This window comes from Streptomyces sp. NPDC043738 (genome assembly GCF_056436545.1).
On the sequence record NZ_JBWKCJ010000003.1, the window covers coordinates 315,655 to 341,840 of the forward strand.

The window sequence follows — 26,186 nt, forward strand, 5'->3', positions numbered from 1 at the left end:
AGCGCTACCCCGGGTGTCGGTGCGTCAGTCCTTGTGGAGCGGGAGGTTCCGGCTCGGCGCCGCTTGGGTTCGATCACCGTCCACGGATGATCGTTCCGTGCTCACCTCTGGCGCTCTCCTTACGGTTCGCGCCGCAGCACGGAGGGTGAGCGCCGCCAGTGCCTCCGGGGCGCCGGCCTGGCCGCGGATGCCGGGGAAGGCGTTGACGTCGACGATCACGGGCCTGCCCGCACCGGCGTCGAGCAGGTCCACGCCGTAGACCTCCAGTCCGAAGACCTCGCCGACCCTCAGCGCGGATTCCGCCCAGCCCGCGGGGAGTTCGTCCGGCGGCAGCGGCCGGGTCGGCCCCCGGCCGCCCGGGGCCAGCTCCGAGCGGCGCAGCGCGGCGAAGAGCCGCCCGTCGACCACCCACAGTTTGCGGTCCCAGCCGCTGTTCGTGGTGAACTCCTGGACGACCACCGGCTCTTCGGCCCAGTCGACGGCGAGCTGTCGCAGCTGCCGGGCGCTGTCCGCCCGCGCCACCAGGTCATGGCGCCGGCTGTGCCGACTCTTGATCACCAGAGGGGTGGCCGGCTCCCCGGCGTCGGCCAGCTGCCCCAGCGTGGGCACGAAGGCGGTCCGCGCGAACGGCAGCCCGGTCGCGCGCGCCAGCTCCGCCATGACCACCCGGTCCTGGCAACGCGCCGTCGCTGCCATGGAGTTGACCACGGGCACACCGCGCCCCTCCAGGCGGGCGGCCAGGGCCAGGGCCCGCGGCGTACGCGCCTTGAGCAGGCAGACGTCGGGCGGCGGCGCGTCCCGGTCGCCGCCGTGGGCCTCCTCCCCGGCGCCCAGGTGTGCCACCTGGTGATGCGGCGTCAGCAGTGCGGTGACCGCGGCCAGCAGCGGGTGCCGCGGATCGGCGGTGATCAGGCCGACCCTCACCGGTCGCCGCCGATCGCCGCCAGCGGGGCCGCGGTCGAGGAGACCCTCGACGGGGGGACCACCGGCCGCCCGGCCCCTTCACGGGCGAGCCGCACTATGGCGGCGGACACCCGGGCGACGGCGTCCGGCACCTGGCGGAAGCTGGGGAAGTCGTTGATGTCGACGACCACCGGCCCGGCCGGCCCCAGCAGCACGTCGACGCCGTACAGGTCGAGGCCGAAGACCGCGCCGACCTCCTGAGCGATCCGGGCGACCTCGGGGGTGAGCGGGACCTAGCGTTCTTGTACGGCGCGGCCGGGGTGCAGCGGTGAGCACCGCTCGGTCGCGTACAGCTCACCGGCGACGCAGTAGACCTTGAGGTCGGAACCGGAGTTGGGGACGTAGGGCTGGGCGATGAGCAGGCCGCCGTCGGCCGGCCCGGCGCCCGGGCCGGTCAGCCGGTCCGGCGTCTCGACCAGCCGGACCGCGCGCCCCGAGCTGCCGTCGGCCGGCTTGACCACGAGCGGGTACTCGGCCTCGGGTATCTCCGCGAAGTCCGCCGCCCGGGCCGCGGCATACGTCACCGGGACCGGCAGCCCGCTGCCGCGGGCGATCACCGCGGCCAGCGCCTTGTCCCGTACGCCCCGGATGGCCCGGACGTCGTTCACCGTCGTCAGCCCGACGGAGGCGGCGGCCTCGAGCAGGGACAGCCCCGGCCCGCCGGAGACGGTCTTGAGGACCCAGGCGTCATGGCTGCCCGCCCGCACCGCCCGGGACAGCGGGATCAGTGAACTGCCGGGCCGCAGCACATCCACCTGGTGGCCCCAGACGCCGAGTTGACGGATCACGTCCAGCGGCATGCCGTCGTCGCGGTACTGCTCCTCCACCAGGAAGCAGAGTCTCATCGGGCATCCTCGTCTTCGCCGCACGTCCGTCCACCGTCCGTCCGGCAGATCCACGACGTACCAGGATCCCACGTGACCAACCGGACGAGCCGGGTGGCCCACGCACCCGGCTCCGACTGACGTTTCAGCCGCATTACGCCACCTGGCACGCCCCGCCCACACGCCCTGACCAGGGGCGCGGCAGGCGCCCGCAGGACTTCCGCCACCCGCGCCCCCGATTTTCAAATCCCGCATGCCGGAACCCTTGTTCCGCTTCGCGGGCGGTTCTAGGGTCAGGCCACCCCGGGGACGCATCGACGAGCGGTAGGCGAGTACCGAAGTACGGGAAGCAGGCGAGCGGGTTGGCGAACGAACAGCGAAGCGGCTACGGCCGACGAGGGTTTCTGGCCGGCGTGGGCGGATTCATCGGCGCGTCCGGCGTCGGCGGTGCGGGCACCGCGCAGGCCGCGACCCGGTACGACGACGCGGCGAAGCACGGACCGGGCGGCGGTCCGCGGCCCGCGCACTTCCGCGGCACACGGCAGCTGCTCGTACCCGAGGTGCTGCTCCTGTCGGACGGGCCGGTGCGAGGCCGGGCCGTGCTCGTGGACGGCGGGAAGTTCCGCACGATCGGACCGGCCGAACGGCTCATCGCCGCGCACCCCGGCCTTGAACCGGTGCGCCTGGACGGCCACTTGCTGATGCCGGGATTCGTGGACGCGCACCACCACCTGACCCAGAGCTTCGGCAAGGCCCAGTCGTTCGGCCAGCCGTCGGAGATCTTCAAGACGATCTGGGAGCCGCTGGAGCACGCGCTGGACGAGGAGAGCGCCTATCTCTCGGCGAAACTAGCCGCGTTGGAGGCGCTGCGCGGCGGCTTCACCACCGTCGCCGACGCCGGGACCCGTGCGCCGGTCGATGTCCGGGCGATCGCCAGGGGCACGGAGGAGGCCGGGATCCGCTGCGTACTGTCGAAGATCGTCTCCAGCGGGACGGGCGGTCCGGAGCACCTGGCGCGGTGGGACGGGCATCCGCTCATCCACCCCTCGCTGGCGATCGCCGTGCCCGAGGACGCGCCCGCGGAGGTCATCAAGAAGACCGCGGACCTGTGCGCCGAGGCCGGCGCGGTGCTGCAGGTGCACGTCAACGAGCACCTCGCCTCCGTGGAGCGCTCGTTGAAGAGCGTCGGCCGGCGCCCCCTCGGCCATCTGCACCACATCGGCGCACTGGGCCCGCACACCCTGGGCGCGCACGCCACCCTGCTGACCCCCGCGGAGATGCGGCTGCTGGCCGACTCCGGTGCCGCGATCAGCTACAACCCGGTGGCCAGCGCCTGGAAGGGCAACGGCGTCGCACAGGCGACCATGCTGGCCGCGATGGGCGTGCGGTTCGGCATGGGCACCGACGGGACCCGCGCCGACGGCTTCCGGCTGCTCGACGCGGGGGAGACCGCGCAGCGGCTGGCGTACGGCATGGCCGAGGGCGACTCGGTGTGCGGGGCCGGGCGGCTGTGGCTGGAGCACGCGACCGCACGCAGCGCCGACGCGCTCGGGCTGGGCAAGGTGACCGGTGAGATCGCGGTCGGCAAGGCCGCCGACTTCCTCGTCGTCGACCTCCGTGTCCCCGAGCTCACACCCTCCTACGACCTGCGGTGGGAACTCGTCCGCCTGGCGAACCGCGACCAGATCGCCGCGGTCGTCGTGGGCGGCAAGCTGCGCCTGTGGCACGGCTGGCCGCCGGACTGGGACGGCCCTGCCCTGGTCGCCCGCGCGGCGAAGGTGGGCCCGGAGGTCGTACGCCGCGCCAAGCTCCAACGGGTGGAGCCGGCTTAGCGCCGGCCCTGGGGAGCGGCCTTGCCGCGACACCACGCCACCCCGAGTGACCTGCATCGATGTCGGCGTCACGGGATCGCCGTACCCGACCGGGGATGCCTCGTCACCGCGCCTGGTACCGCTAGCGTGAGGCGCCCGCGCCGGAGCGGGACCGGGATGGATCGGGAGGTTTCAGTGACCAGCAAGGCCGCGCCCTTCGACGACCTCGACCGCAAGATCATGGCGGCGCTGATCGACAACGCACGGGCCAGCTTCGCGGAGATCGGGGCGGCGGTCGGGCTGTCGTCCACGGCGGTCAAGCGGCGGGTGGACCGGCTGCGGGAGAACAACGTGATCACGGGGTTCAGCGCGACCGTGCGGCCGGCCGCGCTGGGGTGGCTGACCGAGGCGTACGTCGAGGTGTACTGCGACAGCGCGGCGCCGCCCCGGCGGCTCGCCGAGGTGGTGCGCAACCATCCGGAGATCGCGGCGGCGATGACCGTCACCGGGGGCGCCGATGCGCTGCTGCACGTACGGGCGCGGGACGTCGAGCACTTCGAGGAGGTGCTGGAGCGGATCCGGACCGAGCCGTTCATCCGCAAGACGATCAGCTACATGGTGCTGTCCCACCTGCTGCCCGACAGCCCGGAGGCGGGCGCGAGCCGGCCCTCGACGGAGGGTGACGCAGCAAACCGGCCGTAGCGGGCCGCTGGACGCAGCATTCCTGCGTGGATGAGCAGCATTCGTTTCTTGTGACCGGAATGGGTCCCTTCTTACCGTGGAGTGCACCGCGGGTGACGATCAGTGACAACTGGTCATTCCCGCATGTCCTCACGGAAAGCGGAGGGATATTTCTGTGCCGACGAGTCGTGCGCCGAGCCCCCGGCGCTATCTGGTCTGCGAGCCCCGGCACTTCGACGTGCGCTACGCCATCAATCCCTGGATGCGGGCGGACGTGCCGGTCGACCCGGCCCTCGCGAGCCGCCAGTGGACGACGCTGACCGAGGCCTACCGCGAGTACGGGCACACGGTGGAGTCCGTGCCTCCGGTTCCGGGTCTGCCGGACATGGTGTTCGCGGCGAATTCGGCGGTCGTCATGGAGGGGCGGGTCTTCGGCTCGCACTTCCACGCGCCCGAGCGGCGGCCGGAGTCCACCGCGTACGAGACCTGGTTCAAGGCCGCCGGGTTCGACGTCTACCGGCCGGAGTCCGTGTGCGAGGGCGAGGGCGACCTGGTCCCGGCGGGCCGCTTCCTGCTGGCCGGCACCGGCTTTCGCACGACACGGGCCGCCCATCGGGAGGTGCAGGAGTTCTTCGGCGTACCGACCATCAGCCTCCAGCTGGTCGACCCGCACTTCTACCACCTGGACACCGCGCTCTTCGTCCTCGGTGGAGACGACGGGGAGCAGAACATCGCGTACTACCCGGGGGCGTTCTCGCCGGGGTCCCGCGAGGTGCTCGCACGGCTCTTCCCGGAGGCGGTGACCGCGACCCGGGACGACGCCATGGCCTTCGGCCTGAACTCGGTCTCCGACGGCCGCCATGTCTTCATCGCCCCGCAGGCCACCGGCCTGATCGACCAGCTCACCGCCCGCGGCTACGTCCCCGTCCCCGTCGACCTGTCGGAGTTCCACAAGGCCGGCGGCGGCATCAAGTGCTGCACCCAGGAGATCCGTTGATGACTGCTCCCACCCGCACCCTCCGTGTAGGCGCGCCCCGTTCGTCCGCCGAGCTGATCGACGCCGAGGGACCGGTCCTGGCGCACAACTACCACCCGCTGCCCGTGGTCGTCGCGCGCGCCGAGGGCGTCTGGGTCGAGGACGTCGAAGGCCGCCGCTACCTCGACATGCTGGCCGGCTACTCGGCGCTCAACTTCGGCCACCGCCACCCGGACCTCGTCGAGGCCGCGCACCGCCAGCTCGACCAGCTCACCCTCACCTCCCGGGCGTTCCACAACGACCAGCTCGCCGGATTCGCCGAGGGCCTGGCCGAGCTGACCGGCCTGGACATGGTGCTGCCGATGAACACCGGGGCCGAGGCGGTGGAGAGCGGGATCAAGGTCGCCCGCAAGTGGGCGTACGACGTCAAGGGCGTCCCCGCCGACCAGGCAACGATCGTGGTGGCCGGCGGCAACTTCCACGGCCGTACGACCACGATCGTCGGCTTCTCCGACGACGCGACGGCCCGGGTCGGCTTCGGCCCCTTCGCCCCCGGCTTCCGCACCGTCCCGTACAACGACCTCGCCGCCATGGAAGCGGCCGTCGACGAGACCACGGCCGCGGTGCTGATCGAGCCCATCCAGGGCGAGGCGGGCGTGGTCATCCCCGACGACGGCTACCTCACCGGCGTACGCGAGCTGACCCGGCGGGCCGGGTGCCTGCTCATCGCCGACGAGATCCAGTCCGGCCTGGGCCGCACCGGCACCACCCTGGCCGTCGAGCACGAGTCCGTCGTCCCCGACGTCCTGCTGCTCGGCAAGGCGCTCGGCGGCGGCATCGTCCCGGTCTCCGCGGTCGTCGCCCGCCGCGAGGTGCTCGGTGTGCTGGGTCCCGGCCAGCACGGCTCGACGTTCGGCGGCAACCCGCTGGCGGCGGCGGTCGGTTCGGCCGTCGTCGAGTTGCTGGCCACCGGCGAGTTCCAGCGTCGCGCGGCCGACCTGGGCGAGGTCCTGCGTACCGGCCTGGCCGGCCTGGTCGGCAAGGGCGTGACCGGCTTCCGCGCCCGCGGCCTGTGGGCCGGCGTCGACGTCGACCCCGCCCTGGGGACCGGCCGCGAGATCAGCGAACGCCTGCTCAAGGAGGGCGTCCTGGTCAAGGACACCCATGGCTCGACGATCCGGCTCGCCCCGCCGCTGACCATCACCGGCGAGGAGCTGGCGTCGGCGCTGGCCAGTCTGGAGCGGGTGCTGGCCTAGGAACGAAGCGGGTGGGGCCGGTGCGGCCTCCTAGGCGGCGCGCAGGGCCTTCCAGGTCTGGGGACCGACGACCCCGTCGGCCAGGAGGCCGTGCACGTCCTGGAAGTGCGCCACCCAGCTCTCGGTCTGCGGACCGAAGTCGCCGTCGCCGTCCAGCACGCTGCGGCCGCTCCAGTAGTTGATCAGGCACTGGACCTCCCTGACCCCGTCGCCCGAGTCGCCGCGCCGGGTGGTGGCCTGACCGTCGTAGTAGCCGCAGTGGCCGCGGACTTGCTGCGGTGCTGCGGCGGGGTACGGGGAGGCGGCCGGGGCGACGGCGTGGGCGGCGGGTGCCGTGGCCAGCAGCAGGCCGGCCGCCACGGAAAGGACGGCGGCGCAGGTACGCGGACCCCTGGGCATCGGAAGTTCTCCTTCTCCTTCGAGCACCGTGCCTGCCGTGCGGACCGTCTTGCCCGACGGGCCCGGTGGGACCGGCCGGGCGGCGCGGCAGCCGCAGACAGGTTTGGCCCGCGCGGCGCCCGGCCATGCGCGGGCCCCGCGGAATCCGTCCCTATGAGTGACGGCGCGGCCGCGTGGCTACGTCCGGGCAGCGCACGCCGCCAGCAGGCTCTCGGCGGCGGCGCGGGCGTGCCGGGCCGCGTCGGGCTCGCCCGAGACCGCGGCGGTGGTGATCGCGCCGTCGACCAGGAGAGCCAACTGGTCCGCCAGAGGGGAGGGCTGGCGGACCGGAACGGCCTGGACCAGCCCGGTCAGGTAAGACAGCAGCGCCCGCTTGTGCTCCCGGGCGACCTGGCCGACCCCGTCGGAGACGGCCCCCAGCTCGCCGAACGCGTTGAGGAACGCGCAGCCGCGGAAGTCCGGCGCCGAGAACCAGTCGTGCAGCCAGTCGAAGACCGCGAGCGGCCGGTTCGCGGGGGCGTCGGCGTGCTCGGTGACGTAGGCGGCGAGGGCGGCCCGCCAGCGCTCGTCGCGTCGGCGCAGATACGCCTCGACGAGGTCGTGCTTGGCGGGGAAGCACTGGTAGAGGCGCTTGAGCGACACCCCGGCGGCGGTGCGGAGTTCGTCCATGCCGACGGCCTGGATCCCGCGGTCGTAGAACAGCTTCTCCGCGGCGTCGAGTATCCGCGTGCGGGCCTGTGCGCGGGCCTCGTCGTGGTCCATGACACCTCCGTGGCTCTTCTTCGGCGCGGCTTTCCAGGAGAACGCGCGTTCTCTACACTAGCCGACCAGGGGGAGAACGATCGTTCTCCCTCACGCCGGGACAGCTCCGCCGCGGGTCGCGACGCCCCCGCCGGGACAGCCCCACCGAGCCAGGGAGCCCGCCATGGCACCACGCCCCCCGTTCCCCCCGTTCGACGAGCCGAGCGCACTGCGGAAGGTACAGGCGGCCGAGGACGCCTGGAACACCCGCGACCCGGAGCGGGTCGCCCTCGCCTACACCGAGGACTCGGTCTGGCGGAACCGCGACACCTTCCTCACCGGCCGGGACGAGATCGTGGCCTTCCTGCGCCGGAAGTGGTCCCGGGAGCTGGACTACGCACTGCGCAAGGAGCTGTGGTCCTACAGCGGCAACCGCATCGCGGTGCGCTTCCAGTACGAGAGCCGCGACGCGGACGGCCAGTGGTGGCGCAGCTACGGCAACGAGCTGTGGGAGTTCGACGAGGAGGGGCTGATGCGCCGCCGGGAGGCCGGCATCCACGATGTCGCGATCACGGCGGCGGAGCGGCGGATCTTCGGCCCGCGACCCGAGGAGCAGCGGGGCCACCCCCTGCCCTTCCACTGACCGCTCGCCCGGCGCCGGCGCCGCACCCGCCACGGCCGACCCCTGCCGCACCCGGCGCCAAGGGGCCGGCCTCGCAGACTTCCGGAGGCGCCGGCTCCGGAAGTTATCCACAGCGGATGCCTCAACTCCCTTGCATGCGGGCCGAGTCGGAGTATCTTGGAACAACCGTTCCAAGATGAGTTGCGGCAGGACTCCGCAGCGCGAGACGAGCAGGCCGCCATGCCCGACATCAAACACTTCAACCCCGACATCGTGCTCGACGACGCCCTCCAGATCTTCTGGCGCCAGGGCCTGCCCACCACCGGAATCCAGGCCCTGGTGACCGCGACCGGAGTCAGCCGCTCCAGCCTCTACGCGACCTTCGGCAACAAGGACGGCCTCTACGCCGCGGCGCTGGGCCGCTATATAGAGCGGCACTCGGCGCCGGCCTTCGCCCGGCTGTCGTCGGCGGGCTCGGGCCTGACCGCCGTCGAGGAGTTCTTCAGCGGACTGATCGGCATCCGCTGCGCCGGGCCGGTCGCCGGCTGGGGCTGCATGGTCACCAACGCCTACGCCGGTCCCGAGTGCGCCGATCCCGCTGTCCGCGGCCTGCTCGAAGAGCATCACGGTGCGCTCCAGTCGGCCATGCGATCCGCCCTGGAATCCGCGGCCGAACTCGACCAACTCCAGCCGTCCACCGACCTCGACGACGCCGCCGCGGTGCTGGCGACCCTCGCGTACGGCGTCAATCTGCGCTCCCGCGCGGGCGCCGACGCACAGGCCCTGACCGACACGGTGACCGCCGCCCTCACCCCGCTGCGCGCCCGACCCTCACCCCAGGAGCAGACCCGCCCATGAGCCTCAACGACGAACTCACCGCCTTCTTCCGCGCCGGCTACCCCGAACTCCCCGCCGCCGCCCGCGCCGTGATGGAGCGCGCCGGCCGCGATCTCGCCGCGTCGGGCCGGGCGGCCAAGGCCCGGCAGGTCGGCGACACGGCCCCCGGCTTCCACCTGCCCACCGCCACCGGCGAAACCGTCAGCCTGGACACCCTCCTGTCCACCGGCCCCGTCGTGCTCACCTTCTACCGCGGCGCCTGGTGCCCCTTCTGCAACCTGGCCCTGCGCGCCCTCCAGCAGCACCACGGCGAGATCACCGCCCGCGGCGCCCACCTGGTGGCCGTATCGCCCCAGATCCCCGACGAGTCCCTCACCCTCGCCGAGAAGCACTCCCTGGCCTTCGACGTCCTCAGCGACGTCGGCTCGGACACCGCCGAGCAGTACGGCCTCGCCTTCGACCTGACCGACGAGCTGGCCGCCGTCTACGACTCCTTCGGCTTCGACCTGCAGCGCGTCAACGGCGGCCATCCCCGCACACTCCCGGTGCCCGCCACCTACGTCATCGACCGCGACGGCACCATCCGCTGGGCCTTCATAGACACCGACTACGTCGCCCGCGCCGAGCCCTCCGACATCCTCGCCGCCCTCGACGCACTACCCTCCGCACACTGATTCCGCCGGAGTTCCGGCCGTTCCCTGACGGCGATTTGACGCGCGGGGATGCCCCGGCGGCGCACCGCGAACCGGCACCCCAACTCGCCGCCATCCCCCCATAGGCCCCCGCGCGCCAGGGCGCTATGGTCGTTTTTCCAGGAACGTTACGGGGGAGGACAGCCGCCGATGGCACAGGACGATGCCGTGATCGGCTGTACGGGAGTGCTGCTGATCGGCACTCGCGGGGCTGCCGGCCCCGGTGAGGTCCTGGTGCGGATCAGAGGCGGGTCGGAGGCCTTTCTCGCCTGGTCCGCCCAGCCCCTTCCGGTAGGGGCGACCGTGCTCGTGACCGAGTCCCGTGGCCATCGCCAGGTCGACGTCATGGAGTGGGCCGATCCATTGGACGCGTTGACCGGCGACGCCGGCGACGCCCGTTGAGGAGACACCAGATGTTCGGTTACCGCGTTCCCTCCCCCGATCAAGCCATGCTGATCTCGGGTGGCAGGCGTGGACAGGGGGGCGCGCCGTTTCGAGTGGTGACCGGCCACGGCAAGTTCGTGCTCCCGGTCTTCCGCAAGGTCCGCTTTCTGACCCTGGCGATGTGTGAGGCCGAGGTGGCCGAGCGGTGCGTGACCCGGCAGGGCATCACCCTCACGGTCCGCGCCGTGATCGCCTTCAAGGTCGGCAACGACACCGAGAGCATCGTCAACGCCGGTCAGCGCTTCCTGTCCGACCAGGACCAGATGTCGATCCTCACCGGCCGCATCTTCGCCGGTCATCTGCGCTCCATCATCGGTTCGATGACGGTCGAGGAGATCGTCACCGAGCGGCAGAAGCTGGCCACCGAGGTCCTGGAGACCTCCAAGACCGAGATGGCCAAGATCGGCCTGATCGTCGACTCCCTCCAGATCCAGTCGATCGACGACGGCGACACCGGCTACATCGAGGCGATGTCCGCCCCGCACAAGGCGGCCATCCAGCGCCAGGCGCAGATCGCGCAGGCCCAGGCCACCCAGGCATCGGTCGAGGCGCAGCAGGAGGCCGCGCGCAATCAGGCCGAATACTCCCGGCAGACCGCCGTGGTCCAGGCCGAGTACTCCGCCGAGGTGGACCGCGCCCAGGCGCACGCCGCCCAGGCCGGCCCGCTCGCCCAGGCGCACGCGCAGCAGGAAGTCCTCGCCGCGCAGACCGAGCTGGCCGAGCGCCGGGCCCGGCTGCGTCAGCAGGAACTGGTCGCCGAGGTGGTCAAGCCCGCCGAAGCCGAGGCCGAGCGCATCAAGCTGCTGGCCATGGCCGAGGCCGAGCGCATGAAGATCCAGGCCGAGGCCGCCGCCTCCTACGACCGGGTCGCCCTGGACCGGATGCTCATCGACCAGCTCCCGCAGATCGTCAAGGAGGCCTCCGCGGGCCTGGCCAACGCCAACGTCAACGTCCTCAACGGCACCGACGGCCTCGGCGAGATCGCCGCCGGCCTGGTCGGCCAGGGACTGACCATCCTCGACTCCGTCCGCCGCAACCTCGGCGCCCCCGACAAGACCGACACCGCCGCTTCCCCCAACGGCCAGGCCCCCAGCGGCCGCGTCGAGATCGAGTAGCAAGCGCCGAGAACGCGTAGCCCGCGATGCGGCGACACCGGATCCGGCCTCAGGGCGTGTCCGTGCCGCCCCGCCCCTGCTGCCGTTCCTCCTGTGCGTGCCGGTGGCGGGCCCAGGCGACCAGGTGGTCGAGGACGGCGACGGTGGTGGCGATATCGGTGTCGTCGAAGCCGTCGAGCGCCTCGTTCAGACCGGCCTGGCTCGTGTGCTGGAGGCGCTTCAGGACGGCCTTGCCGTGCGGGGTGATGGCGACCTGGCGGGCGCGCCGGTCGGCCGAGTCCGGGGTGCGTTCGACCAGGTTCTGGGACTCCAACCGGCCTATCTGTCGGGTGACATGAGGGGGTTCGACCATCAGCAGGTCGGCCAGGTCGCCGACCCTGCTGACCCCTCCGCTGTCCTCCAGGGCCATCAGCAGCCACAGGTCGGAGCGGGCCGCAGTGACGCCCGCCCTGGCCGCCTGGCGTTCGTGCGCCCGGGACCGGGTGAGCAGGTAGGACAGCGTGGCCAGCACTCTTTGCAGTGCGGCGGTGGGGTCCTGGTCTCTTCCGGGCTCCGGCATGCAGGCACTTTAACCGCCCCGGTGACCACGGGAACGGGATGCTCCGTGCACGCTCCGTACGCCTGCCCGCTCGCTTTGAGCCAACCTCACGGCGGCCGTGAACGCCCCTTCACGGCCCTGCTCGGGGTGAGTTAACGTGGCGTCACTTAGTTGCTTAACTTAGGTAACTAATTACGTCGACCCATCGCCCCGCAGCCGCAGCTGACCGTCGAGGAGTGGCGCCACCCGCACACCGTTCACCACGGCAGTGCCGTGTCCCGATCGCGGAAGGACCAGCCGCATGACGACCGCACAACGCACCGAGGCGCAGCGCGACGCCGGCCCGGGTGAGGGCCCCGCCGCCCTCACCCTCCCGGCCTCCCGGGCCGGCGGCTGCCCCTTCGACCCGGCACCCGGCGTCGAGCGCGCCCGCCGGGAGGAACCCGTCACCCGGGCGACGCTGTGGGACGGCTCCTCCTGCTGGCTGGTGACCCGGTACGAGGACGTACGAGCGGTGCTCGGCGACCCGCGGTTCAGCGCCGACGCGACCCGTCCGGGCTTCCCCTTCCTCACCGCCGGCGCACGGGAGTTGTTCACCAAGTCCCCGGCCTTCATCCGCACGGACGACCCCGAGCACGCACGGCAGCGCCGGATGCTCACCGCCGACTTCATGATCAAGAAGATGGAGGCGATGCGCCCCGAGGTGCAGCGCATCGCCGACGAACTGCTGGACCGGATGACCGAGGGCCGCGACTCGGCCGACCTCGTGGCCGAGTTCGCGCTGCCGCTGCCGTCCCTGGTCATCTGCCTGCTGCTCGGCGTCCCCTACGAGGACCACGACTTCTTCCAGGAGCGCAGCCGGATCATGCTCAATCTCGGCTCGGCGGCCGAGGACGTGCGCACCGCGCAGGCGGACCTGGAGCACTATCTGTGTGAGCTGACCGAGTCCAAGCGGCGGTCACCGGACGGCGGAATCGTCAGCCGGCTGGTCGACCGCGGCGAGCTCGACGCCCTCCAGATCGCCTCCATGGGGCGGCTGTTGCTGATCGCCGGCCATGAGACCACCGCGAACATGACCGCACTGTCCACCCTCACCCTGCTGCGCAACCCCGACCAGCTGGCGCGGCTGCGCGAGGACCCGTCGCTGATCAAGGGCGCCGTCGAGGAGCTGCTGCGCTATCTGACGATCGTCCACAACGGCCTGCCGCGGGTCGCCACCGAGGACATCACCATCGGCGGCGCCACCATCCGCGCCGGCGAGGGCGTGCTGTGCACGATCAACACCGCCAACCGCGACGAGGACGCCTTCCCCGGCGGCGACGCGCTCGACGTCGGCCGCGACGCCCGCCGCCATGTCGCCTTCGGCTTCGGCGTCCACCAGTGCCTGGGGCAGCCGCTGGCCCGGGTCGAACTGCAGATCGCCCTCGAGACCCTGCTGCGCCGGCTGCCGGACCTGCGACTGGCCGTCCCCTTCGAGGACGTCCCGTTCCGCCACGACATGGGGATCTACGGGGTGCACGCACTCCCCGTCGCCTGGTGAACGAGCCACGGGACCCCTGGCGTCAACCGGAAACCCGTAACCGGAATGCCCGGAACCCGGTGGCCGGAGCCTGACGCCGGAACCGGACCCCCGGCTCTCGACGTCCCTCCGCGCCACTCGCCACCCTGGCACCCGAAGGCCCAGCACCACCACCCACCACCCGCCACCCACCTACGGGGAGAACCATGCGCGTCCACATCGACCAGGACAAGTGCTGCGGCGCCGGAAGCTGTGTGCTCTCGGCACCCGACGTGTTCGACCAGCGCGACGAGGACGGCATCGTCGTCCTCGTCGACGCCGAACCGCCGGCCGAGCTGCACGACGCGGTACGCGAGGCGGCCGCCCTCTGCCCGGCGGCCGCGATCTCGACGGAGCAGACCGAGCGGGTGTGAGCCGCCCGCGGGGGCCTCGGACCGGCGCGCACACCGGCGTCGCCACCGAGGCCCCCGCCCGGCGCGGGAGCTACGGCCGCGGCGCCAGCCCGGCGGCGACCAGGCCGTCCAGCACCGCCTCCCCCAGCACCTGCACCGCGGACTGGGGACGCACCATCACCGTGAACTCCTTGATCAGGCCCGCCTCGTCGAACTGCAGCAGATCGATGCCGTGGATCTGCTTGCCGCGCACGGTCGCCCGGAAGATCAGGATCTTCGAATCGGCGGGGCCGGCCGCCGCCCCGGCCGCCGTCTGCGCGCTGCCGGCCAGCTCGCCCACGTAATGGAAGTCCTCGAAGGTGCGCAGCAGCACCCCGAACAGCCCGAGGACCATCGGCCGCCCTTCGAAGGGCGTGAACTTCACCGGGCTGTACAGGCGGATGTCCTCGGTGAACAGCTCCTCCACCGCGCCGAGTTCGCCCGCTTCCACCGCCGCCTTGAACCGCTCCGCAGTGGCCTGCGCGGTCCGCGCCACCGTCGCCATGGTTGTCCCCTCTCGCCGCTTCTTAGTCACGGATATGATTAGTCATATTCTTGAGTATGGGAAGAGCGGGGAAGGGGCGACCCGGGGCGATGGCTCTCAAGCACGCGGTACTGGCGGCACTGCTGGACGGCGAGTACAGCGGATACCAGCTGGCCAAGGCGTTCGACGTCGGCGTCGCCAACTTCTGGCACGCGCTGCCGCAGCAGCTCTACGCCGAGCTGACCAGGCTGGAGGCGGCGGGGCTGGTCGGCGGCCGGCAGGTGGTGCAGGAGACCCGGCCCAACAAGCGGCTGTTCCATGTCACCGACGAGGGCCTGGCCGAGCTGGAGCGGTTCGCGGCGGCCACCTCCAAGCCGTCGTTCATCCGCGACGATCTGCTGGTGAAGGTGCAGGCCGTGGACCGGATCGACGCCGCGCCGGTGATCGAGCAGCTCGACGAGCGGGCCCGGACCGCCGCCGCCAAGGTCGAGATCTTCGAGAAGCTGCTGGCCCGGCTGCGCGGCGAACGGGACGAGGCGGAGTTCCTGGCCCACGGCGTGCGCATCGGCCCGTATCTGACCTGCCTGCGCGGCCTCGGCTTCGAACGGGAGACCCGGGACTGGTGCGAGCGGATCGCGGGCGTCCTGAGGGAGCGCAGCACCGTCCCTCAACAGCCCTAGTCCGGCGACCGGTTGACCACGCGGGTTCCGGCGTCTCGTACAGCGCTCGACGGATCGATTCGCCGGCACCCCTTCGTGTGACGGGCCACATCACCGGGCGCACGCATGGGCAGCCCCCTTCCGCAGAGTTACCGGAATCGGAAGGAATGTCCCCATGCGTCTACGCCGCGCCGCCACCGTCGCCGCCACCGCCCTCGGCGCCCTCACGCTCGCGCTGTCCCTGCCCGCCTCCTCGGCCGCCGCCGCCACCGGCACCTTCAGCTACGTCTACGAGGACCTGGGCGGCGGCTCTCACCTGGGCGTGCTGACCGACCCGCCCAGCCGGCAGTGCCTCACCCTCCCCGAGGTGGCCTACGAATTCCTCCCGCCCGCGCACTCGCCCCGCAACCACACCGGTTCCACCGCCACGGTCTTCACCGGCGCCCACTGCGACGGCGACTACTTCACCCTCCGCCCGAACGGTGGCCACGCCTCCGAGCGGCTGAAGCTCCGCTCGGTGGTCTTCTCCTAGCGGCAAAGATCCTCCGCTTCGGCCGGCGGCCGGCCGAAGCGGAGGGTGGTCCTGGCAGGGGTAGGCACGGCGTACCCAGGTTGAACAGGGCACTGGTTACGACAACCGGAACGCCGGATTCTCGATGGCATGACCCACACCTCTGTCTCCGCGTACGCCGCGCCCGCCCCCAAGGCCCCATTGGAGCGGATCACGATTCCGCGCCGCGAGCTGGGTGCCCACGACATCCTGATCGAGATCAAGTACGCCGGCATCTGCCACTCCGACATCCACACCGTGCGCGCCGAGTGGGGCGACGGCGGGAACTTCCCGATCGTCCCCGGCCATGAGATCGCCGGTGTGGTCGCCAAGGTCGGCTCCGAGGTCACCCGCTACGGGGCGGGCGACCGCGTCGGCGTCGGCTGCTTCGTCGACTCCTGCCGGGAGTGCGAGAACTGCCTCGCCGGCCTGCAGCAGTACTGCACCGGCGAGCTCGGCAACGTCGGTACGTACAACGCCACCGGCCGCGACGGCGAGCCCACCTACGGCGGCTACTCCACGCACCTCGTCGTCGACGAGAACTACGCGCTGCGCATCCCCGACAGCATCCCGCTGGACGCCGCGGCCCCGCTGCTGTGCGCCGGTATCACCCTCTACTCCCCGCTCGCCCACTGGAAGGCCGGTCCGGGCAAGCGGGTCGCCGTCGTCGGCCTGGGCGGCCTCGGCCACATGGGCGTGAAGATCGCGCATGCCATGGGCGCCGAGGTCACCGTGCTGAGCCAGTCGCTGCGCAAGAAGGACGACGGTCTGCGGCTGGGCGCGGACCACTACTACGCGACGTCCGACCCGGCCACGTTCGAGGCGCTGGCGGGCACCTTCGACCTGATCCTCAACACCGTCTCGGCCGACCTGGACCTCAACGCCTACCTCGGCCTGCTGCGCACCGACGGCACCCTGGTCCAGGTCGGAGCGCCCGAACGGCCGCTTCCGGTCGCGCCGTTCGCGCTGATCCCGGGGCGGAAGTCGCTGGCCGGGTCGATGATCGGCGGCATCCCCGAGACGCAGGAGATGCTCGACTTCTGCGGGGAGCACGGGCTGGCCGCGGACATCGAGGTGATCGGCGCGGACCGGATCAACGAGGCGTACGAGCGGGTGCTGGCGAGCGATGTGCGCTACCGCTTCGTGATCGACACGGCGACCATCTGACCCGGCCACCGGCCGAACGTCCACGGTCCGGTCGCCCCGACGGATCGTCACCGGCCACCGACCGTCGACCGCCGGCACGCCCGGGGCGGCCCACCACCGGCCGCCCCGGGCGTTCGCCTGCCGCGCCCCGGCGCGCCCGGCCGCGTGGCCGGCCCCGGTCCCGGCACGTGCTCCCGCGAAAATTTCTCGCCGCCGCCCGGCAACCCCCGTGTCCGCCGCACGTCGTGACGGGTGAGGGCGCCATCAGGCGCCACCCGTCGAAGAACGTGGAGCAGCCGACCGTGAAGCACATCCGCACCCCCCGCCTCATCCGCGCCGTGTCCCCGCACGCGGCCGATACCGCCCCGCGGCGCGCCGCCCGTTCCGCACTGCGCCGCGCGGCCGGCACCGGCCTGCTCGCGGCGCTGGCGTTCACCGCGCTGTCCGCGGCGGGCACCGCGCACGCCGACGACCGCGCGCCCAAGCCGCAGCACACCCGGCCGGGGCAGGCGACCCCGTCGCCCGCGCCGGACACCAGCGTCAGCCCGGCCCCCACCGCCGCGCCCAGCTCGCCCGCCGGCCCCCGCCCGTCCGCCTCGCCCACCCTCCCGGGGCCGCGGCCGAGCACCACCGCCTCCCCCCGCCCCGACGCCGAGCCGTCCAAGGCCCCCCAGAACGGCAACGGCAAGGAACTCGCGCACACCGGCGCCTCGTCCGCGACCACGATGACCTTCGGTGGCGGCGCCGCGGCACTGATCGCCGCAGGTGGCGGCACGGTCTACGCCGTCCGGCGCCGGCGCGGCTGAACCGGCGCCCGGCCGCCCCGAAGGAACACATGGAGTACTCCGTCGGCCCGCACAGCGCCCCGGTACGGTTCGCCCTGCCGGGGCCCCGGCACGCCCTGTGGCGGCGGCTGCTGCGCGCCGCCCGCCCGGCGGCCATCCACCGCGAGGCACCGCACCGCCCCGGGCCCTTCGCCCGGGCATCCGGGGACGGCCACCCGCCGTACGGGCACCGCCTGCCCGACGACGCGACCGCCCCGCCGCCCGACCCCCGCCCCACGATCAGCGAGCTCTACCACGCGCACCGGCTCGCCATGGTCCGGCTGGCCGTCCTGCTCGTCGACGACAGCGCCACCGCCGAAGACGTCGTCCAGGACGCCTTCGCCGCGCTCTACAAACGGCACGGCGACCAGCTCGACGAGGTCGACAACGCACTAGCCTATCTGCGCACCGCGGTCGTCAACGCCGCCCGCTCGGTGCTGCGACGCCGGCGCACCGCGCGCGACTACACCCCGCCGTACGAGGCCGACGCGCCGTCCGCGGAGGAACGGATCGTGCTGGACGAGGAGCACCGAGAGGTGCTCGCCGCGCTGAGCGGGCTGACCGCGCGACGCCGTGAGGTCCTCGTACTGCGCTACTGGTGCGATCTGACGGAGGCGCAGATCGCGACGACGCTGGGCATCAGCCGCGGCGCGGTGAAATCCCTCGCCAGCCGGGCCCTGGACGCACTGGAGAAGACCTTGGAGGCGCGGTCATGAACGGCCCCGGCACGGAGCCCGAACGGCCCGTCGAGGAGCGGCTGCGGCGGGCTCTCGCGGCCCGCGCGGACAGTATCGGCATCCGGGACCTGCGGCCCGCCGCGCCCCCGGGGCCGGCACTGCGCCGCGGCCGGCCGGCCCGCCCGCAGCGGCTCTTTCTGCGCCGCTTCGGCCTGCCCCTGGCGGCGGCCGCGGCGGCCGCCGCCGTCGCGCTCGGCTATCTGGCGACCGCACCGGACGGCCCGCCGGTCCGCCCCGCACCCCCCGCCACCTCACCGAGCCCCCTGCCCACCCCGTCCCCGACGCGCAGCGTCCCACCCCCCGAGCCGACGCCGCCCGACACGTCGACGGGCCCCGGCCGCACCGCGAGCCCCTCCGGTTCCCCGTCGCCCGGCGCCGACCCCGCACGCCCACCCGGGCGCGCCCCCAGCGCCACCCCCACATCCCCTACGGGCGGCCGCCCGGTGGAGACCACCCGGCCGTCCTCCTCGGCGACGCCGTCGGCCACCCCCGAACGGAGCGACTCCCCCTCGCCCTCGTCGCTTTGACGGCCCCGGGCAGGGACCCGGCCCATTCCGGGGCGCCGACGCCGGCCACGCGTCGCCGCCCCGGCACCCGCCCGCCCCCGGACAGGCGTTAGCGGCGCGTTAGCCGATCACCAGCGCCCGCACCGAAGGTCGTGTGCAGCCATCGTCCCGGGGGGAGTCCCCATGCCGCCCATCACCGCCGTCACCGCCCGCCGGGCGTTCGCCGCGGGCCTGACCGCCACCGCCGCGCTGGCGCTGACCGCCGGCTGCCACGACGGCTACGGCGCCCGTGCCGACGCGCCGGCCACCGCCGTGTCACCGGCCCCCGCCCCGCCCGCCCCGCCGGACGGCGGCGCCCGCCCCGGCCCCGGCGGGCGGGTCCCCTGTACACCCGAGATGCTCCGCTTCCACGCCGGCGCACTGCCCTACCCCGCCCACCGCATGCTGCTGACGGTCACCAACGACTCCGACCGGACCTGCGACTTCGCCACCCAGGGCTACCCGCTGCTGCGCTTCGGCGACGACCGGCAGCCCGCGATCCCCGCGATCGAGGACAGCCGGCCACCGTCCGCGGTCGTCCTCGCGCCCCGCGCGACCGCGTACGCCACGATCACCACCTCGGCCGACGGCGGCCCGCACTACGGAAGGAGCCGCAGCAGCAGGAAGATCTCCCAGTTCGGTGTCGCGCTGACCGCCCGCGCCCACCCCACCCAGGTCGGCCTGGACGACCGCGCCCCGGTCCCCGTCGACCCGCACACCGCCAAGGTCACGTACTGGCAGGCGAGCCTGGCGGCGGCCCGGAAGTGGTGACGGCGTCCGGAGGGTGCGGCGGGCGCCGGCGCGGAACGGGGCGCGCCCGGCGGGGCGGGGCGCGCCGTAGTCCGTTCGGGTCGCATCCGGCCATATCCCCCGGAGTGTCACCCGCCAATGATCCAAATTTGCCGCCAATGATCCTTTTGCACTGCCGCGGCATGGCTGCGCCCAGTGCCGCTCGCCCGGTAGGCTTTCCGTGTGATCTTCAAGCGCATCGGAAATGGGCGGCCGTACCCCGACCACGGCCGGGAGAGCACCCGCCAGTGGGCGGATGTCGCCCCGCGCCCGGTACGCCTCGACCAGTTGGTGACCACCAAGCAGCAGCTCGATCTCGAAACGCTGCTCGCCGAGGACTCGACGTTCTACGGCGACCTCTTCGCGCACGTCGTGAAGTGGGGCGGCGACCTCTACCTGGAGGACGGCCTGCACCGCGCGGTGCGCGCCGCGCTCCAGCAGCGCCAGGTGCTGCACGCCCGCGTCCTCGAACTGGACTGACACCCCGGCCCGCGCGGTGCGTTTTCCCGGCGCGCCGGACCACCCACCGCCCGAATTGATCCTTTTGGGTTGGGTCTTGCGCCACGCGTTGATCATTTAGTAGGCACGGACCGCCGTCCGCACTACGCTGCGCCCATGAGCATGCTGACGCCTCCAGGCATGGGCGGTAAGAAGTACCGCGTCACGGGCGACAGGTATCCGCGGATGCGCCGTCCCCGGCACCGTCGCCGGATCGTCCTCACCCTCGTCGCCACCGTCTGTGCCCTCGGTCTGATCGGCTGGGGCACGCTGCAGCTCATCGACGTCTTCGGCGGCAAGGGCGACACCGCCCAGGCCTCCCCGGGCAAGAAGCACTGCCAGGACAGCGGCCGGGCGAACGAGGCGCGGGCCAGGACCGCGGCGCAGAAGCCGCCCGCGCCCGGCACCCTGACCGTCAACGTCTTCAACGCCACCCAGCGCTCCGGTCTCGCCAAGCGCACCGCCGACGAGCTCAAGAAGCGCGGCTTCAAGATCGGAAAGGTGGGCAACGCCCCGGCCGCCTACGACAAGAAGGTCAAGGGCGCCGGGATACTGCTCGGCCCCAAGGCGGCGGTCGACGGCCCGCTGAAGGTGCTGGCCACCCAGCTCGCCGGCGCCCAGCAGAAGACCGACGACCGCAAGAGCGCCGAACTCGACCTGATCCTCGGCGACGCCTTCAAGGACCTGGCCACCCAGCAGGCCGCCGCCAAGTCCCTGTCCGTGCTGGCCCACCCGTCCCCCGCTCCCGCCGAGGACACCTGCTGATCGCACGCGAGCGGGCCCCGCACCGGTGGTGCGGGGCCCGACAGTGATCAGGGGGAGAGGCGCTCGCTCAGCCGGCGGTGCCGTACATCCGGTCGCCCGCGTCGCCGAGGCCCGGCACGATGTAGCGGTCCTCGTTCAGCCGCTCGTCGACGGCCGCGGTGACCACCGTCACCGGCGTCCCGGCCAGCTCCTTCTCCATGACCGCGACGCCCTCCGGCGCGGCCAGCAGGCAGATCGCCGTGACGTCGTCCGCACCGCGCTTGATCAGCTCACGGATCGCCGCGACCAGCGTGCCGCCGGTGGCCAGCATCGGGTCCACGACGTACACCTGCCGCCCCGAGAGGTCGTCGGGCATCCGCGTGGCGTACGTGTGCGCCTCGTACGTCTCCTCGTTGCGCACCATGCCCATGAAGCCGACCTCGGCGGTGGGCAGCAGGCGGACCATGCCGTCGAGCATGCCCAGGCCGGCCCGCAGGATCGGCACGACCAGGGGGCGCGGATGCGACAGCCGCACGCCGGTGGTCGCCGTGACCGGGGTCTCGATGTCGACCTGCTCGGTGCGCACATCACGCGTGGCCTCGTAGGCGAGCAGGGTCACCAGCTCGTCGGCGAGCCGCCGGAAGGTGGGGGAGTCGGTGCGCTTGTCGCGCAGTGTGGTGAGTTTGTGCGCCACCAGCGGGTGGTCGACGACGTGGATCCGCATGACATCGACAGTAACCGAGCCGGCGGGCCCCGACGCCCGCCGTGCGGCGCCCGGCTGCCGGCCACGGTCGCCCGGCTCGGCTGGCATGACCGCACCGAAAGGAGGGAAAGTGGGCACGTACGCCCGATCGGCCGTCCCGTCATCGGGCGAAAGATCGCGCCCGAGGTGGTGTGCAGCGTGCCCGACCGCAAGCGGACCGATGACACGAACGACGCCGTCCACGGCGATCCGGGGCCGTCCTCCGGCACCGAGCCGGGCGATGAGAGCGCGGCGGCGCGCCGACGGCGCCGCGCGCAATTCCTCCGTGACCTGCACGAGGCCAAGGAGCTGCGCGACCGCGTCCAGCCGCGCCGGGTGCGGGCCGAGCGCATGCGGATGGCCATGCGGATGCGCACTTTCCGCTGGTAGCGGAGACCGTTTTGCCGGTAGCGGAAATCCGTCGCGCACCCGCCCGCGCTGCGGCACGTGAGCGACATCTCGCACAACCTCCGCACGACGCAGCGTCGAAGACCCCGCGCGAACGCCATGTTTCTGCCACGATTCCGAAGGGGCGGGACCACCGGCGTGCAGCGCCGCCCCGCCCCGGCCCGGCACGCCTATGACCAGTGGGAGAGTCACGGTGTACTTCGCCGCACTGCTCGCGCGCACCGAAGACGGGTGGGAAGCGAGCGATACAGAGCTCGACGATGTGGAAACGCTGACCGATCTGGCCGATCTGGCCCGAGAGGCGGCGGTGGACGACGACACGGTGGTGGCCTTGGTCGAGCAGGAGGACGCCTGGTTCGGCGTCATCCGGCTGGACGGCGACGACGACCCCCGTGTCTTCATCTCGAACGCCGCCGTGGCGGCCCGCAGCTCGTACGGTGCGATGCTGACCGACGAGCTGCTCGGCCGCGACAAGGACGTCGAGGACGAACTCGCAAGCCTCGACCTGGACGGCACGGAGGACGGCGAACCCGAGACGCAGCAGGGCGAGGACGAGGCGGACACCCCCGTCCCGGCCGGCCCGCTCGGTGACGCCCGGCTCCTGGAGGACCTCGGCATCGGGGAGAAGGAACTGCTCACCCTCGACGGCGACGCCCTGGGCGCGATCGCCGACGCCCTCGGCTGCACGGACATCCTGGAGGCCGTCCGGTAGCCCCGTCACCGACACTGGGGGGCATGAGCGCCCCCCAGTCCGATCCGCTGCACGGTTCCCCCTCCTCCCCCGCGCCCGACCCGCTGCGCGATCCCTGGATCGCATCGATGCGGCAGGCGCTTCAGGAGGCCGCCCGCGCCCCCGGGACCGGTGACGTCCCGGTGGGCGCCGTCGTGCTGTCCGCGGACGGCCGGGTGCTGGGCACCGGCCACAACGAACGCGAGGCCACCGGCGACCCCACCGCGCACGCCGAGATCCTCGCCCTGCGGGCGGCCGCCCGCACCCTCCAGGAGGAGACCGCGCGCGCGGGGTCCTTCCCGGCGCGGTCACCGGAGGACGCCGGCCCGGGCGGCGGGAGTCCGGCGGGCCGGTGGCGGCTGACCGGCTGCACCCTCGTCGTCACCCTCGAACCCTGCACGATGTGCGCCGGCGCCGTCGTCCTCTCCCGCGTCGACCGCGTCGTCTACGGCGCCCGCGACGCCAAGGCGGGCGCGGCCGGCTCCCTGTGGGACGTCGTGCGTGACCGGCGTCTCAACCACCGGCCGGAGGTCGTCACCGGCGTCCTCGAAGCCGAGTGCGCGGCTCAACTCACCGCGTTCTTCCGCGACCGCTGACCGGCGGCACGGGCCCGCGCGGACCGTGTCCGGCCCGCTCCCCGGAATCCGATTTCAGAGCACGGCCCCCCGTGGGCTAAGCTCTCTCTCGGTAGCGTGTCCGAGCGGCCGAAGGAGCGCGCCTCGAAAGCGCGTGAGGGGGCAACTCCTCCGTGGGTTCAAATCCCACCGCTACCGCTCGAACGAAGGCCCCGATCCCACAGGGATCGGGGCCTTCGTCATGTCCGGGCCCGCGGGGACCCGGCCATGACGCATCGGACACGCCCTACGCGTCGCGTCGCCGGCTCACCGCGCGGCGGACGAAGCGGACGAGCAGCCAGATCACCAGGATCAGGACGACCAGGAAGACGACGAACAGCACGATCAGGAAGATGCCGAGCTTCTTGAAGAAGCCCTTCTTCTTCTTGACCTTCGACTTCCACTTGCCCTTCTTGGACTTGAAGGCCGTCTTGTAGTGCGTGGCCTGGTGCACGCCGTGGTGCGCGTTGTGGTGGCGGTACGAGGCGGCTTGCGCGGGCGCCGCCGCGGCGCCGGGCGCCTCGGCGGTGCGGCTCACCGTGCTCGTGACGGCCGCCGTCCGTACGGCCTGCCCCGCGCCGCGGCCGGCTGCCGCCGCGGGGGCGACTGCCGCGGCCAGCAGGCCGATCAGCAGCGCCAGCACGACGGCGGGCCGCGCGGGATTCGACGAGAGGCGACGCGCCGGGTCGGGCAGACGGCCGGCCGGGTACGACGGATCGGGCTCGGGCCGTGCGGAGTTCATGGGCATTCTGGGTCCCCCCTCGGTTCAGGCGTCCCGCCATTATGGTCGGGGGAAGCGGAGTCGGGGGACGGCCGCTTCCCCCGACGAGGACCGAACCCCAAAGTCCACGCCGCGTCAGGGGGGCGCACGGCGCGGACCCCGCAGTGAGGCCCTGGTCCGGGCCCGGGAATTCCTGCCAGATCCACTGGGCCACTCACTCATGGTGCTCCCCCGAAGCGTCTCAACAGGCCGACGAAGGGCCTCCTTTGGCGGGCCTTTGGTCCATAAAGTCCGGATCAGTACCCCGGTTCCACCGCCGTCGCGGCTCCCGCGCTCGAACACGTGTGGTTACACTCACCCGACTGCAACCGGGAACTGCCGGGACTGCCGTAGGGGACTGCCGTAGGGGAGACGGGACTGATGGCACAGGCGAAGAAGATCGCGATGTACCTGATCATCGTCTTCGTGCTGTACACGATCATCACGTCCCCACAACGGGCCGCCGACCTGGTCCAGATAGGCTTCGAGGGCATCTCGTCCGCCGCCCAGGGCGTCGGCGAGTTCATGACCCAGCTGATCAACTAGGGGTCCGCCGCCCCGCCGGGCGGCCCCCGGTGATCACCCTTCGTACGGAGGCCCCCGTGATCCGCCACCTGGTCCTGTTCAAGCTCAATGACGGCGTCGCCCGCGACGACGAGCGGGTGCGAGCCGGCGTCCACGCGTTCGAGGTCCTCAAGGACGAGATCCCGGAAGTGGAGTTCTGGGAGTGCGCCTGGAACATCACCGACCGCCCGATCGCCTACGACTACGCGATCAACGCGGCCGTGGCCGACGCGGACGCCCTCAAGCGCTACCTGGAGCACCCGGCCCACCAGGCAGCCGCCGCCCAGTGGCGCGAATTCGCCACCTGGGTGATCGCCGACTACGAATTCTGAGCCGCGCACTTCCCCGTACGCCGTACGCCGAGCCCCTCGCCCCACCGGGCGGGGGGCTTTGCCGTACCCCACCCCGGGTACACCACCCGCCCGCCCCGCGCGCCTCCCCCAAGGCCCGCTCAGACCACCCAACTCTCTGTTCAACACGGTGTTATGAGGTCCTTGCGCACCGTGCACCTGTCTTGTAATGCTATGACCGCTTTTGCCGGATTCATGCACTGTGAGCACCGTGAAAGGGTGGCGTGACCGTGACGGCCCGTACTGCGCCCAAGGCTCCATCCCGCGAGAGCCGTAGCGCGGACACGCGGGCGCTCACACAAGTGCTGTTCGCCGAGCTGGCGGACCTGGAGCCCGGCACCCCCGAGCACACCCGCGTCCGCGCCGCACTGATCGAGGCCAACCTGCCGCTGGTCCGCTACGCCGCGGCGCGCTTCCGCAGCCGCAACGAGCCGATGGAGGACGTCATCCAGGTCGGCACGATCGGTCTGATCAATGCGATCGACCGGTTCGATCCGGACCGGGGTGTGCAGTTCCCGACCTTCGCGATGCCCACCGTCGTCGGCGAGATCAAACGCTACTTTCGAGACAATGTCCGTACGGTCCATGTGCCGCGCCGCCTCCACGAGCTGTGGGTGCAGGTCAACGGCGCCACCGAGGATCTGACGGTGCTGCACGGGCGTTCCCCCACCACCGCCGAGATCGCCGAGCGGCTGAAGATCGGCGAGGACGAGGTGCTGGCCTGCCTGCGGGCCGGGCGGTCGTACCACGCCACTTCACTGGAGGCCGCACAGGAGGGCGACGGCCTCCCCGGCCTGCTGGACCGCCTCGGCTACGAGGACCCCGAGCTGGCCGGCGTCGAGCACCGCGACCTCGTGCGCCACCTCCTCGTCCAGCTTCCCGAACGCGAGCAACGGATCCTTCTGCTGCGTTACTACAGCAATCTGACGCAGTCACAGATCAGTGCCGAACTGGGGGTGTCGCAGATGCATGTGTCGCGGCTACTCTCGCGGAGCTTCGCCCGCCTGCGATCCGCAAACAGGATCGACACATAACCGGGACGGACGACCCGTTCCTGCGCAGATATGTCGACATGGCGCTACAGCGTGTTGCCGACATGTGACATTCTGCAGGAACCGCGTTTGCCGTAGCGCTGCCTCCGGTATTCAGGTGGAGGTATCACTCCTCGGTCCGCCCCGGGCCGGGGACGCCGC

General features: G+C 72.3%; 33 protein-coding genes, 1 tRNA gene and 1 pseudogene. 27 read left to right on the plus strand and 8 right to left on the minus strand.

The window, feature by feature from the left end; all coding sequences use genetic code 11:
* Positions 1-24: 24 nt before the first annotated feature.
* Together AC0680_RS06835 and AC0680_RS06840 are read right to left on the minus strand one after the other, a co-directional pair.
* The gene (locus tag AC0680_RS06835; protein WP_478625574.1) at positions 25-924 is read right to left on the minus strand and encodes an ATP-grasp domain-containing protein; all 900 of its coding nucleotides are present in this window, start codon (positions 922-924) and stop codon (positions 25-27) included.
* Positions 921-1,808: pseudogene (locus tag AC0680_RS06840) on the minus strand (ATP-grasp domain-containing protein). The gene AC0680_RS06835 and the pseudogene AC0680_RS06840 overlap by 4 nt, the downstream one beginning before the upstream one ends.
* A gap of 341 nt (positions 1,809-2,149) precedes the next feature.
* On the opposite strand from AC0680_RS06840, the gene AC0680_RS06845 reads away from it, so the two are divergent.
* The 4 genes from AC0680_RS06845 (at position 2,150) to rocD (ending at position 6,511) form a co-directional block, all read left to right on the plus strand.
* Complete coding sequence (locus AC0680_RS06845; RefSeq protein WP_478625576.1) at positions 2,150-3,619, plus strand: amidohydrolase family protein; 1,470 nt, start codon at positions 2,150-2,152, stop codon at positions 3,617-3,619.
* Positions 3,620-3,793: 174 nt separating this feature from the next.
* Entirely contained in the window at positions 3,794-4,300 is a 507-nt protein-coding gene (locus tag AC0680_RS06850) for an Lrp/AsnC family transcriptional regulator (protein ID WP_384424571.1), read from the plus strand.
* A gap of 154 nt (positions 4,301-4,454) precedes the next feature.
* Positions 4,455-5,276: a dimethylargininase gene (gene ddaH / locus AC0680_RS06855; protein ID WP_478625579.1), complete on the plus strand. Its 822-nt coding sequence runs from the start codon at positions 4,455-4,457 to the stop codon at positions 5,274-5,276.
* A complete protein-coding gene (gene rocD / locus AC0680_RS06860; protein WP_478625581.1) occupies positions 5,276-6,511 on the plus strand; it encodes an ornithine--oxo-acid transaminase in 1,236 nt (411 codons plus the stop codon). The genes ddaH and rocD overlap by 1 nt, the downstream gene beginning before the upstream one ends.
* 30 nt (positions 6,512-6,541) lie before the next feature.
* Here the strand turns inward: rocD and AC0680_RS06865 are convergent, their stop codons facing one another.
* Both AC0680_RS06865 and AC0680_RS06870 read right to left on the minus strand, forming a co-directional pair.
* The gene (locus AC0680_RS06865) at positions 6,542-6,910 is read right to left on the minus strand and encodes a peptidoglycan-binding domain-containing protein (RefSeq protein ID WP_478625583.1); all 369 of its coding nucleotides are present in this window, start codon (positions 6,908-6,910) and stop codon (positions 6,542-6,544) included.
* 177 nt (positions 6,911-7,087) lie between these two features.
* Positions 7,088-7,672 carry a TetR/AcrR family transcriptional regulator gene (locus tag AC0680_RS06870; RefSeq protein WP_478625585.1) on the minus strand — a complete coding sequence of 195 codons (585 nt, stop codon included), beginning with the start codon at positions 7,670-7,672 and terminating at the stop codon, positions 7,088-7,090.
* Between the two features lie 163 nt (positions 7,673-7,835).
* Here AC0680_RS06870 and AC0680_RS06875 point away from each other — a divergent pair, with 163 nt between their 5' ends.
* The 5 genes from AC0680_RS06875 (at position 7,836) to AC0680_RS06895 (ending at position 11,361) form a co-directional block, all read left to right on the plus strand.
* Complete coding sequence (locus tag AC0680_RS06875) at positions 7,836-8,294, plus strand: nuclear transport factor 2 family protein (RefSeq protein ID WP_478625587.1); 459 nt, start codon at positions 7,836-7,838, stop codon at positions 8,292-8,294.
* Between the two features lie 219 nt (positions 8,295-8,513).
* On the plus strand, positions 8,514-9,131 hold the full coding sequence (locus tag AC0680_RS06880; RefSeq protein WP_478625589.1) for a TetR/AcrR family transcriptional regulator: 618 nt from the start codon (positions 8,514-8,516) through the stop codon (positions 9,129-9,131).
* Positions 9,128-9,784, plus strand: a complete 657-nt coding sequence (locus tag AC0680_RS06885; protein WP_478625591.1) for a peroxiredoxin-like family protein — start codon at positions 9,128-9,130, stop codon at positions 9,782-9,784. Before AC0680_RS06880 ends, AC0680_RS06885 begins: the two co-directional genes overlap by 4 nt.
* A gap of 168 nt (positions 9,785-9,952) precedes the next feature.
* Positions 9,953-10,204, plus strand: coding sequence for a hypothetical protein (locus AC0680_RS06890; protein ID WP_478625593.1), 252 nt, complete (start codon positions 9,953-9,955; stop codon positions 10,202-10,204).
* 11 nt (positions 10,205-10,215) lie between these two features.
* A complete protein-coding gene (locus AC0680_RS06895) occupies positions 10,216-11,361 on the plus strand; it encodes a flotillin family protein (RefSeq protein ID WP_478625595.1) in 1,146 nt (381 codons plus the stop codon).
* 49 nt (positions 11,362-11,410) lie between these two features.
* Here AC0680_RS06895 and AC0680_RS06900 read toward each other — a convergent pair whose 3' ends face one another.
* A complete protein-coding gene (locus AC0680_RS06900; RefSeq protein WP_478625597.1) occupies positions 11,411-11,920 on the minus strand; it encodes a MarR family winged helix-turn-helix transcriptional regulator in 510 nt (169 codons plus the stop codon).
* Positions 11,921-12,200: 280 nt separating this feature from the next.
* Between AC0680_RS06900 and AC0680_RS06905 the strand changes: the two genes are divergently transcribed.
* The gene (locus tag AC0680_RS06905) at positions 12,201-13,439 is read left to right on the plus strand and encodes a cytochrome P450 (protein WP_478625598.1); all 1,239 of its coding nucleotides are present in this window, start codon (positions 12,201-12,203) and stop codon (positions 13,437-13,439) included.
* Between the two features lie 185 nt (positions 13,440-13,624).
* Positions 13,625-13,831, plus strand: coding sequence for a ferredoxin (locus AC0680_RS06910; RefSeq protein WP_384424548.1), 207 nt, complete (start codon positions 13,625-13,627; stop codon positions 13,829-13,831).
* A 70-nt stretch (positions 13,832-13,901) separates the two neighbouring features.
* Here the strand turns inward: AC0680_RS06910 and AC0680_RS06915 are convergent, their stop codons facing one another.
* The gene (locus AC0680_RS06915) at positions 13,902-14,354 is read right to left on the minus strand and encodes a nuclear transport factor 2 family protein (protein ID WP_478625600.1); all 453 of its coding nucleotides are present in this window, start codon (positions 14,352-14,354) and stop codon (positions 13,902-13,904) included.
* 89 nt (positions 14,355-14,443) lie between these two features.
* On the opposite strand from AC0680_RS06915, the gene AC0680_RS06920 reads away from it, so the two are divergent.
* The 9 genes from AC0680_RS06920 (at position 14,444) to AC0680_RS06960 (ending at position 20,846) form a co-directional block, all read left to right on the plus strand.
* On the plus strand, positions 14,444-15,013 hold the full coding sequence (locus AC0680_RS06920; RefSeq protein ID WP_478625602.1) for a PadR family transcriptional regulator: 570 nt from the start codon (positions 14,444-14,446) through the stop codon (positions 15,011-15,013).
* Between the two features lie 154 nt (positions 15,014-15,167).
* Positions 15,168-15,524, plus strand: coding sequence for a hypothetical protein (locus AC0680_RS06925; protein ID WP_478625603.1), 357 nt, complete (start codon positions 15,168-15,170; stop codon positions 15,522-15,524).
* 129 nt (positions 15,525-15,653) lie between these two features.
* On the plus strand, positions 15,654-16,709 hold the full coding sequence (locus AC0680_RS06930) for an NAD(P)-dependent alcohol dehydrogenase (protein WP_478625605.1): 1,056 nt from the start codon (positions 15,654-15,656) through the stop codon (positions 16,707-16,709).
* 281 nt (positions 16,710-16,990) lie between these two features.
* Positions 16,991-17,494, plus strand: a complete 504-nt coding sequence (locus AC0680_RS06935; protein ID WP_478625606.1) for an LAETG motif-containing sortase-dependent surface protein — start codon at positions 16,991-16,993, stop codon at positions 17,492-17,494.
* Between the two features lie 29 nt (positions 17,495-17,523).
* On the plus strand, positions 17,524-18,228 hold the full coding sequence (locus AC0680_RS06940) for an RNA polymerase sigma factor (RefSeq protein ID WP_478625607.1): 705 nt from the start codon (positions 17,524-17,526) through the stop codon (positions 18,226-18,228).
* Positions 18,225-18,776: a hypothetical protein gene (locus AC0680_RS06945; RefSeq protein ID WP_478625608.1), complete on the plus strand. Its 552-nt coding sequence runs from the start codon at positions 18,225-18,227 to the stop codon at positions 18,774-18,776. The genes AC0680_RS06940 and AC0680_RS06945 overlap by 4 nt, the downstream gene beginning before the upstream one ends.
* A 162-nt stretch (positions 18,777-18,938) precedes the next feature.
* Positions 18,939-19,565, plus strand: coding sequence for a DUF4232 domain-containing protein (locus tag AC0680_RS06950; protein WP_478625609.1), 627 nt, complete (start codon positions 18,939-18,941; stop codon positions 19,563-19,565).
* Positions 19,566-19,766: 201 nt separating this feature from the next.
* Complete coding sequence (locus AC0680_RS06955) at positions 19,767-20,063, plus strand: type II toxin-antitoxin system VapB family antitoxin (RefSeq protein ID WP_362912149.1); 297 nt, start codon at positions 19,767-19,769, stop codon at positions 20,061-20,063.
* A gap of 135 nt (positions 20,064-20,198) precedes the next feature.
* Entirely contained in the window at positions 20,199-20,846 is a 648-nt protein-coding gene (locus AC0680_RS06960; RefSeq protein WP_478625612.1) for a LytR C-terminal domain-containing protein, read from the plus strand.
* 67 nt (positions 20,847-20,913) lie between these two features.
* Here AC0680_RS06960 and upp read toward each other — a convergent pair whose 3' ends face one another.
* A complete protein-coding gene (gene upp / locus AC0680_RS06965; RefSeq protein WP_381059610.1) occupies positions 20,914-21,549 on the minus strand; it encodes a uracil phosphoribosyltransferase in 636 nt (211 codons plus the stop codon).
* A 177-nt stretch (positions 21,550-21,726) separates the two neighbouring features.
* Here upp and AC0680_RS06970 point away from each other — a divergent pair, with 177 nt between their 5' ends.
* The 4 genes from AC0680_RS06970 (at position 21,727) to AC0680_RS06985 (ending at position 23,478) form a co-directional block, all read left to right on the plus strand.
* The gene (locus tag AC0680_RS06970; RefSeq protein WP_478625614.1) at positions 21,727-21,957 is read left to right on the plus strand and encodes a hypothetical protein; all 231 of its coding nucleotides are present in this window, start codon (positions 21,727-21,729) and stop codon (positions 21,955-21,957) included.
* A gap of 211 nt (positions 21,958-22,168) precedes the next feature.
* The gene (locus tag AC0680_RS06975; protein ID WP_393486089.1) at positions 22,169-22,687 is read left to right on the plus strand and encodes a tRNA adenosine deaminase-associated protein; all 519 of its coding nucleotides are present in this window, start codon (positions 22,169-22,171) and stop codon (positions 22,685-22,687) included.
* Positions 22,688-22,710: 23 nt separating this feature from the next.
* The gene (locus tag AC0680_RS06980) at positions 22,711-23,301 is read left to right on the plus strand and encodes a nucleoside deaminase (protein ID WP_478625617.1); all 591 of its coding nucleotides are present in this window, start codon (positions 22,711-22,713) and stop codon (positions 23,299-23,301) included.
* Between the two features lie 90 nt (positions 23,302-23,391).
* Positions 23,392-23,478: transfer RNA gene (locus tag AC0680_RS06985), tRNA-Ser, on the plus strand.
* An 88-nt stretch (positions 23,479-23,566) separates the two neighbouring features.
* Here the strand turns inward: AC0680_RS06985 and AC0680_RS06990 are convergent.
* Positions 23,567-24,061, minus strand: coding sequence for a hypothetical protein (locus AC0680_RS06990; protein ID WP_478625619.1), 495 nt, complete (start codon positions 24,059-24,061; stop codon positions 23,567-23,569).
* Between the two features lie 399 nt (positions 24,062-24,460).
* On the opposite strand from AC0680_RS06990, the gene AC0680_RS06995 reads away from it, so the two are divergent.
* From AC0680_RS06995 to AC0680_RS07005, 3 genes are all read left to right on the plus strand, one after another.
* The gene (locus AC0680_RS06995; RefSeq protein ID WP_384424520.1) at positions 24,461-24,625 is read left to right on the plus strand and encodes a hypothetical protein; all 165 of its coding nucleotides are present in this window, start codon (positions 24,461-24,463) and stop codon (positions 24,623-24,625) included.
* A 56-nt stretch (positions 24,626-24,681) separates the two neighbouring features.
* Positions 24,682-24,975, plus strand: a complete 294-nt coding sequence (locus tag AC0680_RS07000) for a Dabb family protein (protein ID WP_384424518.1) — start codon at positions 24,682-24,684, stop codon at positions 24,973-24,975.
* Positions 24,976-25,217: 242 nt separating this feature from the next.
* Entirely contained in the window at positions 25,218-26,027 is an 810-nt protein-coding gene (locus tag AC0680_RS07005; RefSeq protein ID WP_384424516.1) for an RNA polymerase sigma factor SigF, read from the plus strand.
* Positions 26,028-26,186 lie beyond the last annotated feature (159 nt).